This is a genomic window from Pseudolabrys taiwanensis (genome assembly GCF_003367395.1).
In the GTDB taxonomy this organism is placed as follows: Bacteria; Pseudomonadota; Alphaproteobacteria; order Rhizobiales; family Xanthobacteraceae; genus Pseudolabrys; species Pseudolabrys taiwanensis.
The window spans coordinates 378,943-392,615 of the sequence record NZ_CP031417.1 but is presented as its reverse complement, the minus strand read 5'-3'; the positions used below and the strand labels follow the sequence as shown (position 1 = coordinate 392,615).

Here is a 13,673-nt window from a genome sequence, read left to right as displayed (position 1 = left end):
ATGGCCGCGCGCAGTACCGGCGAGCTCAAGACCTATAACGCCAAGCGCCGGTTCGGCGTCACCGCCGAACCCAAAGGCAAGGTCGTCCGCAAGCGCGGCAGCGCCTTCGTCATCCAGAAACACGACGCCACGCGTCTGCACTACGACTTGCGGCTCGAACTCGACGGCGTGATGAAAAGCTGGGCCGTGACCCGCGGACCCAGTCTGGTGCCCGGCGAGAAACGGCTTGCGGTTCAGGTTGAAGATCATCCGATCGAATACAACAAGTTCGAAGGCACGATTCCCGAAGGGGAATATGGCGGCGGCACCGTGATGATCTGGGATCGCGGCACGTGGCTGCCGGAAGCCGATCCGCACCGGGGTCTCAAGAAAGGACATCTCGCTTTCACGCTGGACGGCGAGAAGCTGCATGGCGGTTGGCACTTGGTGCGCATGCACCGGCGGCCGAACGAGAAGCGCGACAATTGGCTTCTGATCAAGCAGCACGACGACGCCGAGCGAAGCGCGCGCGACAAGGACATTCTCGAGGAAGCGCCGCTTTCGGTCGTGACCGGCCGCTCGCTCGATGAAATCGCGGAAGGCGCGCCGCGGCGCGGCCGCAAGAAAAAGACCACGGCGAAGCCGGCAGCCAAGAAACCTACCGTGAAGACGAAAAAGCCGAAGACGAAAACGGCCGGGAAAAAGAAGAAGAAAGCCTCAAGCCGCGCGGCCGTCGTCAAGCCGCTGCGCAAGTCGGTCAAAATACGCGACGACGAGCCGGAGATCGAGGACGCCCCGGTCGGCGTCCTGCCGGACTTCGTCGAACCCTGCCTGGCCACACTCGCTGACAAGGCACCCGATGGCGATGCCTGGGTGCATGAGATCAAATTCGACGGCTATCGCCTGCAGGCACGCCTCGAACGCGGCAATGTGAAGCTTCTGACCCGCCGCGGGCTCGACTGGACTAAGAAATTCTCTCTCGTTGCACAAGCAATCGCGAAACTCCCGGCCAAGACAGCGCTGATCGACGGCGAAGTCGTGGTGGAAGGCGACTACGGCGTCTCCAGCTTCTCACTGCTTCAACAAGCGCTCAGCAGCGGCGATGAGGGCCGCATGGCGTTCTACGCTTTCGACCTGCTCCATCTCGACGGAACGGATTTGCGGCCGCTGCCGCTCACCACCCGCAAGGCCGCTCTCGGCAAACTGCTCGCGCGCGTGCCGCAGCGCGGACCGCTACGCCTGAGCGAGTCGATCGACGAAGGCGGGCCGGTGCTGCTCAAGCGCGCCTGCGGCATGGGGCTCGAGGGCATCATCTCAAAACAGGCCATGTCCGGCTATCACTCCGGTCGCGGTCACGACTGGCTGAAGACGAAGTGCTCGGACCGTCAGGAGTTCGTCGTGGCGGGCTTCGTCCCATCCACCGCCGATGCGCGCGCAATCGGCGCCCTCGTGCTAGCCTTCTACGATGGTGGCGAACTGCATTACGCCGGCCGCACCGGCACCGGCTTTTCGCACGAGGTCGCGCGCGATCTGTACCGCACCTTGAATGCGCGGACGACCAAGTCGTGCCCCTTCGGGACTGTCCCGACGGAAGAGCGCGGCCGCCGTCGCGCCATCTGGGTTGAACCGAAGATGGTGGTCGAGGTTGACTTCCGTGGCTGGACCCACGGCGACCGCGTCCGCCAAGCTTCGTTCCAAGGCGTACGCGAAGACAAAAAGGCGACCGAAGTGGTGCGTGAGAAGAAAGCGAGTGCGGCGCGCGCCGCGACGGCGGTCAAGCGCAGCGCGACCGCCAAGCCGCGCGCCAGTGTCAAGAAAGGGCGCGCCACGACGGCCCAGAATGATGACATAGTCGGTGCTGTGAAGCTGACGCATCCCGACCGCGTCTACTGGCGGGATGCCGGCGTCACCAAACGCGACCTCGCCGATTACTACGTCAAAGTGTGGGAGTGGATGGCCCCTCACCTCGTTGGCCGCGCCGTGGCGCTCGTGCGCTGTCCGGACGGCTCCGATTTCGGCCAATGCTTCTTCCAGAAGCATGTGGCAGCTGGCCTGACGCCGGGGCTCCTGCACCTCGTGCCCGAGAAAGGCAAAAAGATCATCTCGATCGATCGCCTCGAAGGGCTCATTTCGCTGGTGCAGGCGGGCGTCCTGGAAATACATACCCGTGGCTCCACCATCGACCATCTCGACATGGCCGACCGCCTCGTTTTCGATCTCGACCCCGGGCCCGGAACGACTTTCGCCGATGTTGTTGCCGCCGCGCGCGACGTGCGCGAGCGCCTGGAAGGCATCAAGCTCAAGACCTTCGTCAAGACGACGGGCGGCAAGGGCCTGCACGTCGTCCTGCCGATCAAGCCGACGCCGTGGGACGAGGCAAAAACCTTCACGCGCACGGTCGCCGCCGCCATGGAAGCGGACGAACCGGAGAGATACGTCTCCACGGCCACCAAGAGCAAACGCGACGGCCGCATCTTCATCGACTACTTGCGCAACTCGCGCGAGGCCACGGCTGTCGCGCCGTATTCGACGCGCGCCCGGGAAGGCGCGCCCGTATCGGTGCCAATCGACTGGTCCGAACTGGGGACCTTGAAGGGTGCCAACACTTACACCGTGAAGAACATCGCGCAGCGGCTATCCCGTTTGCGCAAGGACCCGTGGGCCGGCATCGGCAAGGTCAGGCAGCCGTTGCCGAAGTTCAAATAGCCGCCGTCGCTGCATTGGAACTCAGAAACCTGCCGTGCGTTATTTGGCCGCACAAGGGTTTCTGCATGACCGGCCACTCAGACACTTCGAAGAAAGGGAAGCTTTTCCCGGCGTTCTCCAAGTTCGCCCAGGCGACCGCGGCATGGACAGGACATCCGGTCACTTTCCTGCTCGCGCTCGGCGTCGTGCTCGTCTGGATCGTCAGCGGGCCGATCTTTAACTACAGCGATACGTGGCAACTGGTCATCAACACCGGCACGACCATCATCACCTTCCTGATGGTGTTCTTGATTCAAAACACGCAGAACCGCGACATCCTGACCGTCCAGCTCAAGCTGTCGGAGCTGGTGCTGGCGATGCAGGGCGCGGAGAACAGATTCGCCGCGATCGAAGATCTCAGCGACGAAGAGCTGGCGCATCTGCACGAGGAATGCCGCGTCCGCGCCGAACACACACTCAGTCATATCGAACAGCGCAAGGGAGAGCGGGAGGCTAGCCAAAGCAACAGCAAGAATCATCAGACCAAAGCGGCGGCGTCACAGGTAAAACCAGCCGAACGTTCCACCCACACACATTAAGGGTGTGTGGAACTCGCCAGGCCGCAGGCCGAAGGCTGGTATCCGAGTGTCACGCTGTCATGCGCACGTCACTACGCCTTGGCCATAACGTTGTTCGTTAACTCGGCTGCGCAACTGGGAATAAGCGGGGATACAATGAGACGTGAAGCGCGCGCTTTCGCCGGTGCCGCCGTGGTCTTTTTGCTCGCGAACCAAATGGCCTTCGGCGGGGAAAAACACAGCAAATCCTTCGCCGGCATCGCCTCTTATTACGACAAGAACTATCGTGGCCGCACGGCACGCGGCGACAGATACGATCCCACCAAGTTCACTGCGGCGCACCGCACCTTACCCTTCGGCACGCGCTTGCGTGTCACCGGCCCGAACAAGCGGAGCGTGGTAGTCGAGGTCAACGACCGCGGACCTTTCATCAAAACGCGTGTGCTCGACCTGTCTTATGCCGCGGCCACAGAATTACGCATGATCGGCCACGGTCTTGTGCGCGTCACCGCCGAGGTGCAGGAGCCGCCTGCGGCGCAGTGAAAGCCCTGCTCGCCGCGCGTCGGACAGGACCGCCCTATCTCAAATGAACGCCACCCTCGGGGTAATTTCCCGATGTCGAAACAAGCGTCGGGCATGCCGGCCGGCCTATTCCTCTCGCCGGCAAGAGCGGCCGGCACATGTCTGCCCCCGCATGGCGCCGGCATCGTTTGCGCTATAGTGAGCGCGATTCATCGCGAGGCCCTGCCTCGTCCCGCCTGCACGACCGCTCCAGAGGATTGTCAGACTATGGCCAAGCGCCCCGCCCAACGTCTCCCGCTCGTCGCCGAGGCCGAAATGAACAAGGCCCAGCTCACACTGTTGCGTGCGCTGCGTGACGGTCCGCGCGGGCAGTCGATCACGCCGCGGGGTCCGTTCGGCGCCTGGATGCACGCCCCCGACCTCGGGCTGCTGGCGCAAGCGTTGGGCGCCTACGTGCGCTATCAGACCTCGCTGCCGCCGCGTCTGTCGGAGTTCGCCATCCTGTGCACCGCGCGCCACTGGCGGGCGCAGTATGAATGGTTCGCGCACGCGCCGATCGCCGAGCGTGAAGGCGTCAGCAAGAAGGTAATCGCCGACCTGCAGGCCGGCAAACGTCCGGCGAGTGGCACCAAGGAGGAGCTCGCGCTCTACGACTTCATTGAGGAGCTCTACAAGAACCGGCGCGTGAGCGATAAGACGTACGAGCGCGTTTATGCCTTCCTCGGCGAGGAAGCGCTGGTTCAGCTCGTCGGCATCCTTGGCTATTACTCTCTCATTGCCATGACGCTTAACGTCTTCAACATGCTGCCGCCGGAAGACGTCGAATTGGCCTTCGCCGAGCCAAAGAGCTGAACGAGTTCGCCGGAGCCTGTGTCCGGCCTTCAATGCAAAACATCCCGGCAAAAGCCGGGATGTCCTTGCTGCATTCGATCGTAACGATCAACAACTGCGGCGCGTGCGGATGACGACATCGCCGTTCGGCATGCGCTTCTTGACGCGGACCGTACGGCATTCGGCATAAGAACGGTGCCAATGCCGTTCGCGCCACCCGTGATGATGGCCGTCACCAATGACGACGCCCGCGCCGGGCGCACGAACCACGACCTCGGCCGACGCCGGCAAGGCGGCGAACAGCGCCGCAGCCGAAACCACACCGATCACCAAATGCTTCATGTGTTGCCTCCTCTGGATTTCACATGTGCGCGTTGGCAACGCCGACAACACCAAAATGGTTCTTGGATAAGTGATCGACTTTTCCGATCTCGGTTACCGATGTAACGAATGCCGCAGCGCGCGATTTGCGACGCGGCTGCCCAAAAACGAGATGGTACCGCCGCGCATTTGAGCACCACATAACCAATAGCAGCGATATATTAAATTAAGGCATTGATATCAAAGGACTATGACGTGAATGGCACGTCGCTTGCTCCACCCTGCTCGCGCACAATCGTCGGCAATAGCCGCGCACAAGGGGGAGCTACTTATGCGACGTCGTGACTTTACCAAAGCCGCTCTGTTGGGCGCTGCCGGCAGCCTCGCCGCTCCGGCGGTCGTCAAGGCCCAGGCCGCCTTCAATTGGAGAATGACCAGCTTCTACGGTCCGAACGCGGCGTTCTATTCGACCGGTCCCGGCAGCGCGAAAGACCTGTGCAAACGAATCGAGGAGATGTCGGGCGGCCGCCTGAAGATTCAGTTTTACGGCGCCGGCGAACTGATCCCGGCCGCCGAAGGCTTCGATGCCGTTTCGTCGGGCACGGTCGAGATGAACTACGCCAATTCGTATTTCTGGACCGGCAAGAGCTTCGCCGCGCAGTACTTCACTGCCGTGCCCTTCGGGCTCAACTACCAGGGTTTCAACGGCTGGTACTACGACGGCGGCGGCCGCGAGTTGTGGCGTGAGGTCTACGACAAATTCAATCTCGTTCCGTTCGCCTGCGGCAACACCGGCGTGCAGATGACGGGCTGGTTTCGCAAGGAGATCAAGACGGTCGACGACCTCAAAGGCGTCAAGATGCGCATCCCCGGCCTCGCCGGCCGCGTTTACAAGGAGTTGGGCGTCGACGCCCGCCTCATCGCGCCGGGTGAAATCTTCCCCAACCTCGAACGCGGCGTCATCGACGCCGCCGAATTCGTCGGCCCCTATCTCGATCGCCAGCTCGGCCTGCACAAAGTCGCCAAATATTACTACACGACCGGCTGGCACGAGATGGCGACCACGTCGGAGCTCACGATCAACAAGGCCAAATGGGAGAGCCTGCCGCCGGACCTCAAGGCCATCGTCGAGAACGCCTGTGCGGCCTGCAACGTCATCAGCGAAGCGTGGTGCCAGAAGAACAATGCCGAGGCCTATGAAGACCTGGTCAAGAACCAAGGTGTGATCGCCCAGCCCTTGCCGGACGACGTTGTGAAGGCGCTGCGCGCAGCCACCACCAAGATCCTCGCCGAGGCGGTCGAGAAAGACCCGATCACCAAGAAGGTTCACGAATCATACTTCGCTTACAAAGCGAAGTATGACGACTGGGCCGACAAGAGCGAGCTCGTCTACCACACGAAGATCCGTCGAGCGATCTAAGTGCGCGGCGCGGAACGTCTGGCCGGTGCGATCGATGCTTTCGTCGATCGCGTCGGCCGCGCGACATCCTGGCTGGCGCTGGGCCTCGCGCTCGTGATGGGCACCAACGTGCTCCTCCGCTACGGCTTCTCGATCGGCTCGATCTGGATGCAGGAGTTCGAGTGGCACATCATGGTGCCCATCTGCGTCTTCGGCATGAGCTACGCGCTGCTGCAAGGCGAGCACGTGCGTGTCGACGTGGTCTTCCAATACTTCAGCGATAAGACCAAGCATCTGGTGGACGTGATCACCGCGATCCTCGGCATGCTGTTGTGCGCGCTCGTGATCAAACTCTGCATCCCGTACGTCTACCAGTCCTGGAGCATCAATGAGGGGACGGCCAATCCCGGCGGCATCGACCACCGTTACATTGTCAAAGGCCTGATCCCGCTCGGCTTCGCCCTGTATTTTCTTCAGTCGCTCTCGGAAGCGATCAAGAGCTGGCTCGCTTATCGGAGAGCGTGATGAGCTTGGAAATTCTCGCCATCCTGATGCTGGCGTCGTTCTTCGTGCTGCTGATGGTTGGCATTCCGGTCGCCATGACCCTGGCCATATCCGGATTCGTCTTCGGCTATCTCGGCTTCGGCATGACGCTGTTCAATCTGTTGCCGCACCGCCTGTTCGGCGTCGTGACGAACGCGACATTGCTCGCCATCCCCCTGTTCGTCTTCATGGGCATGATGCTGGAGAAATCCAAGCTCGCCGAAGACCTGATGGACGTGATCGGTCATCTCGCCGGCTCGTTGCGCGGCGGGCTCGGCGTCGGCATTGTCGTGGTCGGCGTGCTGATGGGCGCGACCACAGGCATTGTCGGCGCGACCGTTGTAACGCTCGGCCTTTTGACCCTGCCCGGCATGCTGCGCCGCGGCTACAACAAAGGCCTCGCCTGCGGCGTGATCTGCGCCTCCGGCACGCTCGGCCAGATCATCCCGCCAAGCCTTATCCTCATCCTTCTCGCCGACATCCTCAACGAGTCCGTCGGCACCTTGTTCGCCGCCGCCATGATCCCGGGCCTGCTGCTCGCCGGCATCTATTGTGTCTACATCCTCATTCTCGGCATCGTCCGTCCAAAGCAAGTGCCGGCGATCCCGGCGGAAGAGCGTGCCTTGCTGTCGCGCGGTCAGTTGGCGGCCAAGCTGTTCAAGGTCGTGGCGCCGCCTGTGGGTCTCGTCGCCGCGGTCCTCGGCTCGATCATCGCCGGCATCGCGGCGCCATCGGAGGCGGCCTCCATGGGCGCCCTAGGGTCGATCCTCATCGCCGCCGTGACCGGGCGCCTCTCCTGGAGAGTGTTGCGCGAGACCGGCCAGGCCACCGTGAAGACCACCGCCATGATGATGTTCATCCTCATGTGCGCGCAGCTCTTCGCTCTGGCTTTCCGTGGCCTTCAGGGCGAGAGGCTGGTCCACGACCTGTTCGCGTTCCTGCCCGGAGGCATCAATGCGGACATCTGGTTTTTGATGTTCATCATCTTCGTTCTCGGCTTCTTCATCGAATGGATCGAGATTTCCTACATCGCGGTGCCGCTGTTCCTGCCGGTCTTCACCGCCGCGAATGTCGACATGGTGTGGCTGGCGACGCTGATCTGCGTCAATCTGCAGACCTCCTTCCTCACGCCACCGTTCGGATGGGCGCTGTTCTTCCTGCGCGGCGTCGCGCCGCCCGAAGTGACGACCGGCGACATCTATCGCGGCATCATTCCGTTCGTCGGCATGCAGATACTGGCGCTGGTACTGGTATTCGCCTTCCCCGGACTCGCGACGTGGCTGCCCAAGGCGATCGGCTGGTAAGCGCACCGTTCATGCTCCGCTCGGTCGCAAATGCGCGCCCGAGCGGAGCATGTCTTAACGTTCGTGCATCACAGCCTAATGGCTATGCTGCATCTTCATGCCGCCCATATCATGACCGCCGCCGTCGGCGCTTTGCGCGCCGATGGAGCCGATCTTGAAGATGACGTCGACCTTGCCCGCCTTTTCGAACTGAAAGGTGGCTTTGACGTCTTCGCCTTGCGTCAGTGGCTTCTTGAGACCGACAAGCATGACGTGATAGCCGCCAGGTTTGAATTCGACCGTTTCGCCTGGCTTGAGCTCGAGCCCCTTCGGCAGCTCGCGCATCTTCATGACGCCCTTGTCCATGCTCATCTCATGGATCTCCACGCGCTGCGCCACATCGGACGAACCGCTGACGAGACGATCGGGCGCCGTGCCCGTATTGGTGATCTTAAAATAGGCGCCGCCGACGCTGGCGCCCTTTGGCGTCGCACGCGCCCATGGCGCGACGATCTTGATGTTGCCGACGCTGACGTCCTGGGCGGCGGCGGTCGCGGTGGTGAAAGCCGCAAGCGCGGCGGCGAGGAAAAATGCAGTAGGTTTCATGTCGTCTTTGTCCTGAGAGGCAAGGCGCGCAGAAGGCGACGCTTGCCGAATATTGCGGGAATGCGGTTCAGGCAGCGTCAGACGAAAGGCGGCGCGCGCGGGCTATGCGGAATTCCGTCTTCCGCTTTGGCGACGGCCGACGGTACAAGTTGCGGCAGAACAAGAAATAGGTGCGCCGTCCGCAGAACGACAACGTCCTGACTTGGCGCGCCCGCAAGCGACGGGGTGCCGCACTGCATGCCGCAGCCGGCCGCACAGGCACAGCCGCCGTCGTGGCCCGGATATGGATGTGACGGCCCGCCAGCTGTGCAGAGAACATTCTCCGGGGCGGCGAAGGCCGCCACAGTGAGCGGCAGCAGCAAACCCTGCAGCGCGACGACATAGGCCGCGAACAGCGCGATCAGCCGCCGGGAGCGCACGGGTCTGCTCATGGCGCCTGTTTAGGCGTTTCGCGGGCGATCGTCTACGCCGCTCACGTCGAGGTCGGATAGCGGCGGATAAGCTGCCCTTGCCGGATGAGACTGCCGACGAATTCGCTCGGCTTGGTTGGCAGGAAGCCCCGCGCGCGGTTGCCGGCCCCGATCGAGAACAGAAGACGCTGATGGCGGGCGAGCCTGCGATAGACCTCGGTCACAGACAGATGCGGATCCCAGCAATCGATCGCTTCGCCACCGATGCCGTTGATCTCCACCACCGAGAAGCCCTCGCCTCGCATCAGCGTCTCGACGTCCTCGAAGCGCAAGTCGAAGCGGCCATAGTGAAACTCGCGCATACCGGCGACAATCGCGTCGAAACGTGCCTGCAACGCAGCCGTGATGTAATGGTGTCCATCGCGGTAGAGCGCGCCGGCACGCTGATTGCCGATGAGCGCAATGCGCACCACCTCGCCGCGCTCGGCTACGCGGTCGAGGTCGCGCGGATCGACGCCGCGATGGCTCGGATCGCCGCCGAGATGCAGCGCCGCCTTCCACTTCGCGCGCGGGTCACGGCTTATCAATTCCCGCAGTGTCGATCGGCCGTCGCCGATCACATGCGGGAAGTAACGGAAGGTGAGCGAGAGGACCCTGCCCTTAAGCTCACCCGGCTGTCGCGCGTAGAGCACCGCTGCTTCGCCGGCATAGGGCACATAGCGCTGGAGCATCAGCGGCGTTGCGATCGGAAACTGCGCGAGATAGCGCGCGAGACCGCTGCGATCGTTGATGCAATGCACACCATGACCATGCCAGCCGACATCTGGCTTGGCGATGACCGGAAACGTCAGTCCGGCTTCGTCCAGCCGATCCACAGCTGCCTCAAGGTCGGCTTCCGCCGGCGCGGCGCTGCGCTCCACCACAACAAAATCGGCGATCCATTGCCACTGCTCCGGCGCCAGATCACGAAAGTAAGAGCTTTTGGTTTCGCCCCACATACCGCCGGTGAAGATCGTCGGATTGGCCGCGGTCGGCAGCGTGAGGCTGCGATGAATGAAACCCAGCCTGAACCAGTTCAGCACAAGAGGCAGATAGAACAGAAAGGGTGGGATGCGTTCGGCGGGAGCCACCTTGCGATCGGCCCGCGACAAAGGTGGCATACCGAAATTGGCTCTTGGCAACGGTGCATCGATGGTGTCGGAGCTACCTTCTTCCGCAAAAGCAAAGATGCGCTTGCGCGCAAACCCTGTCGCAGCCAGCAGTGCGAGCAGAACGGGCCACGCCCACAGGCCGACGTGATTATCGAGTACATCGCCGAAGACGATCACCAGATAAAGCATCAACGGCAGATATAGCGCCGAGACGATCAAGCTGGCCGCGGTGAAGCGCCAGAACGGCACCCGCGCCCACCCGCAAGCGACAAAGGCGACAAACACGATGCCCGGCACCACGCGGCACACCGCGACGAGCCCGAAGACATTGCGTTTGAGGCTATCGCTAAAGCGGGTCACGCGCGCGTCGATCGCGTAGCGACCGAGCCAAGGCACATAGCGCGCGGCGACGCCGAGTCCGTAGAGCGCGAAATCGCTGGCGACGATGCCGCCATAGAGGCTCAACGTCACCAGCGCTGCCGGCATGACATTGTTCACGATAAGGTAGCCACCAAGCACGATGGCCAAGTCTTCGTGAGCGAAGGGCAACACCAGAAGCGATGTGACCTTCGCGAAGCCGGACAGGTCGAGCACCTGGCCGAGCATTGAAATTGGTTGCAGCAAACGAGTCCCCGATCCCCCACCCCTGTCCGCCCCCGCGTGACAGGCAGAACCCCTCCATCCGCCGCGCCCTTGACGATCTGGCGCGATCGCGATTCCCCCGGGACTGACGCCCGATGAAAGGTAGAGCCCTGTTCTTGTTGATGATGCTTGGCCCCGGGCGGCACTCTGGCCGAACGCCCCGCTGTGGACAAGAAACCAAATAGAAGAGAGTTCCCCGGCCTAAATTACTGGTTGTCCCGAGGCCGCGGAGGACGTGCTAGGGTGCCATAGCCATGAAAAGCCAAGAGTCTTCATCGTCTTCCGACCGCGAAGCCCGGGTGGTGAACTTTCCGGCGGGGCGGACGGCCCGCAAACCGCTGGAAAAGCCGGCGGCTCCGGTCGAAGGTCTGGCAAAGTATCAGGGGGGCCAAGAGAGCCCCTCGGATTATCGTCACCGCATGATTGTGAATGCGGTAGCGTTCTTTATCGTGGCGGCCCTGATCGGCGCCGGATTGTGGCTGGCGGACACCATGGCCTCGATGCGGAAGAACCAGGATTGCGTGCTGTCGGGCCGTCGCGGCTGCACGCCGGTGGAGGTAAACAGGGAGCGCTGGTAAGGACCCGCGACGGGCCCGGTTATCCCGGCGGCGGGTGGGCTTAAATACCCGCCACCATTGAACTTAACCGCCCGCTTCGCTATACGGGCACGCGACCGCTTACCGGTGGCAAACCGGGCCTTGGGGGCTGAGCGCGCGAGGCCGGGCGCCTTGGGTGTCCGTTCGAAGAAAAATCCTTCCTAATCAGAGAGTTACCTATGTCCTCGACGTTCGATACGATCGCCAATATTATCGCCGAGACCTGCGATATTCCGCGCGATTCCATTACCCCGGACAGCCACGCCATTAACGATCTCGGCATCGACAGCCTGGATTTTCTCGACATCGCTTTTGCCATCGACAAGGCCTTCGGCATCAAGCTGCCGCTTGAGCAGTGGACCCAGGAGGTCAACGACGGCAAGGCGACGACCGACCAGTATTTCGTGCTGAAGAACCTGAGCGCCCGTATCGACGAACTCGTCGCAGCCAAGGGGGCATAACGCCTGTCTCATGCGGCTCGAGTATTTCCAACTGATCGACCGGATCGTCGACCTTCGTTTAGCCGACCGGACGATCAGTGCGGAGGCGACAGTCCCGTCTGAAAGCACCATCTTCGAGGGCCACTTCCCCGGCTACCCGCTGATGCCGGGCGTGTTGCTGGCCGAGACGATGGCGCAAACATCGGGCTGGCTTGTCGTCGCCATGAACCGCTTCGAGCGCATGCCGTTCCTCGCCGCGGTGAAGGACGCCAAATTCCGCACCTTCGTGACCCCCGGCATGGTTCTGTCGGTCAACGCAACATTGCTGCACGAAGGCTCGGGCTACGCCGTCACCAAGGCCAATATCAGCACCAAGGGCAAGGCGATCTGCGACGCGGTATTGACGCTGCGCGTGATGCCCTTCCCCAATCCAGAAATGAGTGAACAGATGCGCAAGACCGCAGAGCGCATCGGCTTCCCCGACGAGGTCCCGGCCAATGGCTGAGGGCGTGCGTGAGGCGTGGATTACCGGTATCGGTATCGTTTCGTGCCTGGGTGAAGGAGCCGACGCCCATTGGCAGAAACTGAACGAAGGCAAGATCGTCGTCGATACGACGACCTTCGCACCTTTCATCGTGCATCCGCTGGCGCCGATCAATTTCGACGCCCAGATCACGAAGAAAGAACAGCGCCAGATGGAGAACTGGCAGCGCATCGGCACGTATGCGGCCGGTCTCGCGCTCGACTCCGCCGGCTTGAAGGGTCAGAAGGACATCCTTTCGCACACTGACATGATCGTCGCCGCCGGCGGCGGCGAGCGCGATGTCAATGTCGACTCGACCATTCTGACCGGCACGCCGCATGCAGCCAATCCGGCGGCGTTCTTGAACGAGCGGCTGATGAGCGACCTGCGCCCGACGCTGTTCCTGGCGCAGCTTTCCAATCTGCTCGCCGGCAACATCTCGATCTCGCATGGCGTGACCGGTTCGTCGCGTACGTTCATGGGCGAAGAGTCGGCCGGCGTGGATGCGGTGCGCATCGCCTATTCGCGCATTGCTGCGGGACAGAGCGACATTGCGCTGGTCGGCGGCGCGCATAATGGCGAACGGCCCGACCTCTTGATGCTCTACGAATTCGCCGGCCTGTCGCTCCGGGACAAGTTCGCACCGGTCTGGGAGCGCAGCGGCAAAGGTTTCGCGCTCGGCTCGCTCGGCGCGTTCCTCGTCATCGAAGCCCGCGAACACGCCGAAGCACGCGGCGCCAAGCCCTTGGCAAAGCTGTCGGCCGTCGTGTCCGACCGCGCCAACCGCAAGCCAGGCACGATCACCGCCTCGCTCAGCGGCCTCTGGGACAAGGTCAAGAACAAGGTCAAAGGCAGCGCCGCCGTGCTCTCGGGCGCGACCGGTGCGGACCCCGCCACCGCCGAAGAGCGTGCGTTCTTTGCCGAGCACGGCGATCTTGCCGTGCGCGCGACCGGCTCCTATCTCGGTCATGGGCTGGAACCTCAGTTCGTCATGAATCTCGCGCTGGCCACGGTTGCGCTGTCTCATGGTAATCTGTTTCCACCCTGTGACTCATCCGGCCTTGAAAAGCCGATGAGCGGCGCGCTGAACCAGGTCCTGGTGTCGGGCGTCGGTCACTGGCGCGGCGAAGGCCTGGCGCTGGTTGAAAAGGTCGGTTGAGGAGA

General features: G+C 62.5%; 15 protein-coding genes. 11 read left to right on the top strand and 4 right to left on the bottom strand.

Annotated features, from left to right (window positions below):
• From ligD to DW352_RS01805, 4 genes are all read left to right on the top strand, one after another.
• Nucleotides 1–2,685 carry a DNA ligase D gene (ligD, locus tag DW352_RS01820; RefSeq protein ID WP_115687975.1) on the top strand — a complete coding sequence of 895 codons (2,685 nt, stop codon included), beginning with the start codon at nt 1–3 and terminating at the stop codon, nt 2,683–2,685.
• Nucleotides 2,686–2,750: 65 nt separating this feature from the next.
• Nucleotides 2,751–3,263, top strand: coding sequence for a low affinity iron permease family protein (locus DW352_RS01815; protein ID WP_115687973.1), 513 nt, complete (start codon nt 2,751–2,753; stop codon nt 3,261–3,263).
• A 135-nt stretch (nt 3,264–3,398) separates the two neighbouring features.
• Nucleotides 3,399–3,785 (top strand): septal ring lytic transglycosylase RlpA family protein, encoded by a 387-nt coding sequence (locus DW352_RS01810; RefSeq protein WP_115687971.1) that lies wholly within the window; start codon nt 3,399–3,401, stop codon nt 3,783–3,785.
• 246 nt (nt 3,786–4,031) lie between these two features.
• Nucleotides 4,032–4,616, top strand: a complete 585-nt coding sequence (locus DW352_RS01805; protein WP_115687969.1) for a carboxymuconolactone decarboxylase family protein — start codon at nt 4,032–4,034, stop codon at nt 4,614–4,616.
• Between the two features lie 87 nt (nt 4,617–4,703).
• On the opposite strand, the gene DW352_RS01800 is transcribed toward DW352_RS01805, so the two are convergent.
• On the bottom strand, nt 4,704–4,937 hold the full coding sequence (locus DW352_RS01800) for a hypothetical protein (protein ID WP_115687967.1): 234 nt from the start codon (nt 4,935–4,937) through the stop codon (nt 4,704–4,706).
• 310 nt (nt 4,938–5,247) lie between these two features.
• Here DW352_RS01800 and DW352_RS01795 point away from each other — a divergent pair, with 310 nt between their 5' ends.
• Genes DW352_RS01795 through DW352_RS01785 form a run of 3 tightly spaced genes read left to right on the top strand, consistent with a single transcriptional unit; the run spans nt 5,248 to nt 8,162 of the window.
• A complete protein-coding gene (locus DW352_RS01795) occupies nt 5,248–6,336 on the top strand; it encodes a TRAP transporter substrate-binding protein (protein ID WP_115687965.1) in 1,089 nt (362 codons plus the stop codon).
• Nucleotides 6,337–6,840 carry a TRAP transporter small permease subunit gene (locus tag DW352_RS01790; RefSeq protein WP_115687963.1) on the top strand — a complete coding sequence of 168 codons (504 nt, stop codon included), beginning with the start codon at nt 6,337–6,339 and terminating at the stop codon, nt 6,838–6,840.
• Nucleotides 6,840–8,162, top strand: coding sequence for a TRAP transporter large permease (locus DW352_RS01785; RefSeq protein WP_115687961.1), 1,323 nt, complete (start codon nt 6,840–6,842; stop codon nt 8,160–8,162). Before DW352_RS01790 ends, DW352_RS01785 begins: the two co-directional genes overlap by 1 nt.
• A 75-nt stretch (nt 8,163–8,237) precedes the next feature.
• On the opposite strand, the gene DW352_RS01780 is transcribed toward DW352_RS01785, so the two are convergent.
• The 3 genes from DW352_RS01780 to DW352_RS01770 all read right to left on the bottom strand — a co-directional run bounded on the left by DW352_RS01780 (nt 8,238) and on the right by DW352_RS01770 (nt 10,914).
• Nucleotides 8,238–8,747, bottom strand: coding sequence for a copper chaperone PCu(A)C (locus DW352_RS01780; protein WP_115687959.1), 510 nt, complete (start codon nt 8,745–8,747; stop codon nt 8,238–8,240).
• A 77-nt stretch (nt 8,748–8,824) separates the two neighbouring features.
• Complete coding sequence (locus tag DW352_RS01775; protein ID WP_162826715.1) at nt 8,825–9,178, bottom strand: hypothetical protein; 354 nt, start codon at nt 9,176–9,178, stop codon at nt 8,825–8,827.
• 41 nt (nt 9,179–9,219) lie between these two features.
• Complete coding sequence (locus tag DW352_RS01770) at nt 9,220–10,914, bottom strand: hypothetical protein (protein ID WP_115687955.1); 1,695 nt, start codon at nt 10,912–10,914, stop codon at nt 9,220–9,222.
• Between the two features lie 290 nt (nt 10,915–11,204).
• Here DW352_RS01770 and DW352_RS01765 point away from each other — a divergent pair, with 290 nt between their 5' ends.
• The 4 genes from DW352_RS01765 (at nt 11,205) to DW352_RS01750 (ending at nt 13,668) form a co-directional block, all read left to right on the top strand.
• Nucleotides 11,205–11,528 (top strand): hypothetical protein, encoded by a 324-nt coding sequence (locus tag DW352_RS01765; protein ID WP_162826714.1) that lies wholly within the window; start codon nt 11,205–11,207, stop codon nt 11,526–11,528.
• 197 nt (nt 11,529–11,725) lie between these two features.
• Entirely contained in the window at nt 11,726–12,007 is a 282-nt protein-coding gene (locus DW352_RS01760; RefSeq protein WP_115687951.1) for an acyl carrier protein, read from the top strand.
• A 10-nt stretch (nt 12,008–12,017) separates the two neighbouring features.
• Nucleotides 12,018–12,491: a 3-hydroxyacyl-ACP dehydratase FabZ family protein gene (locus DW352_RS01755; RefSeq protein WP_115687949.1), complete on the top strand. Its 474-nt coding sequence runs from the start codon at nt 12,018–12,020 to the stop codon at nt 12,489–12,491.
• Nucleotides 12,484–13,668, top strand: coding sequence for a beta-ketoacyl-ACP synthase (locus tag DW352_RS01750; protein ID WP_115687947.1), 1,185 nt, complete (start codon nt 12,484–12,486; stop codon nt 13,666–13,668). Before DW352_RS01755 ends, DW352_RS01750 begins: the two co-directional genes overlap by 8 nt.
• The last annotated feature ends 5 nt before the right edge of the window (nt 13,669–13,673 follow it).

Coding starts and splice junctions, on each gene's coding strand:
- ligD (WP_115687975.1), top strand. CDS start 1: ATGGCCGCGCGCAGTACCGGCGAGCTCAAGACCTATAACGCCAAGCGC.
- DW352_RS01815 (WP_115687973.1), top strand. CDS start 2,751: ATGACCGGCCACTCAGACACTTCGAAGAAAGGGAAGCTTTTCCCGGCG.
- DW352_RS01810 (WP_115687971.1), top strand. CDS start 3,399: ATGAGACGTGAAGCGCGCGCTTTCGCCGGTGCCGCCGTGGTCTTTTTG.
- DW352_RS01805 (WP_115687969.1), top strand. CDS start 4,032: ATGGCCAAGCGCCCCGCCCAACGTCTCCCGCTCGTCGCCGAGGCCGAA.
- DW352_RS01800 (WP_115687967.1), bottom strand. CDS start 4,937: ATGAAGCATTTGGTGATCGGTGTGGTTTCGGCTGCGGCGCTGTTCGCC.
- DW352_RS01795 (WP_115687965.1), top strand. CDS start 5,248: ATGCGACGTCGTGACTTTACCAAAGCCGCTCTGTTGGGCGCTGCCGGC.
- DW352_RS01785 (WP_115687961.1), top strand. CDS start 6,840: ATGAGCTTGGAAATTCTCGCCATCCTGATGCTGGCGTCGTTCTTCGTG.
- DW352_RS01780 (WP_115687959.1), bottom strand. CDS start 8,747: ATGAAACCTACTGCATTTTTCCTCGCCGCCGCGCTTGCGGCTTTCACC.
- DW352_RS01775 (WP_162826715.1), bottom strand. CDS start 9,178: ATGAGCAGACCCGTGCGCTCCCGGCGGCTGATCGCGCTGTTCGCGGCC.
- DW352_RS01770 (WP_115687955.1), bottom strand. CDS start 10,914: ATGCTCGGCCAGGTGCTCGACCTGTCCGGCTTCGCGAAGGTCACATCG.
- DW352_RS01765 (WP_162826714.1), top strand. CDS start 11,205: ATGAAAAGCCAAGAGTCTTCATCGTCTTCCGACCGCGAAGCCCGGGTG.
- DW352_RS01760 (WP_115687951.1), top strand. CDS start 11,726: ATGTCCTCGACGTTCGATACGATCGCCAATATTATCGCCGAGACCTGC.
- DW352_RS01755 (WP_115687949.1), top strand. CDS start 12,018: ATGCGGCTCGAGTATTTCCAACTGATCGACCGGATCGTCGACCTTCGT.
- DW352_RS01750 (WP_115687947.1), top strand. CDS start 12,484: ATGGCTGAGGGCGTGCGTGAGGCGTGGATTACCGGTATCGGTATCGTT.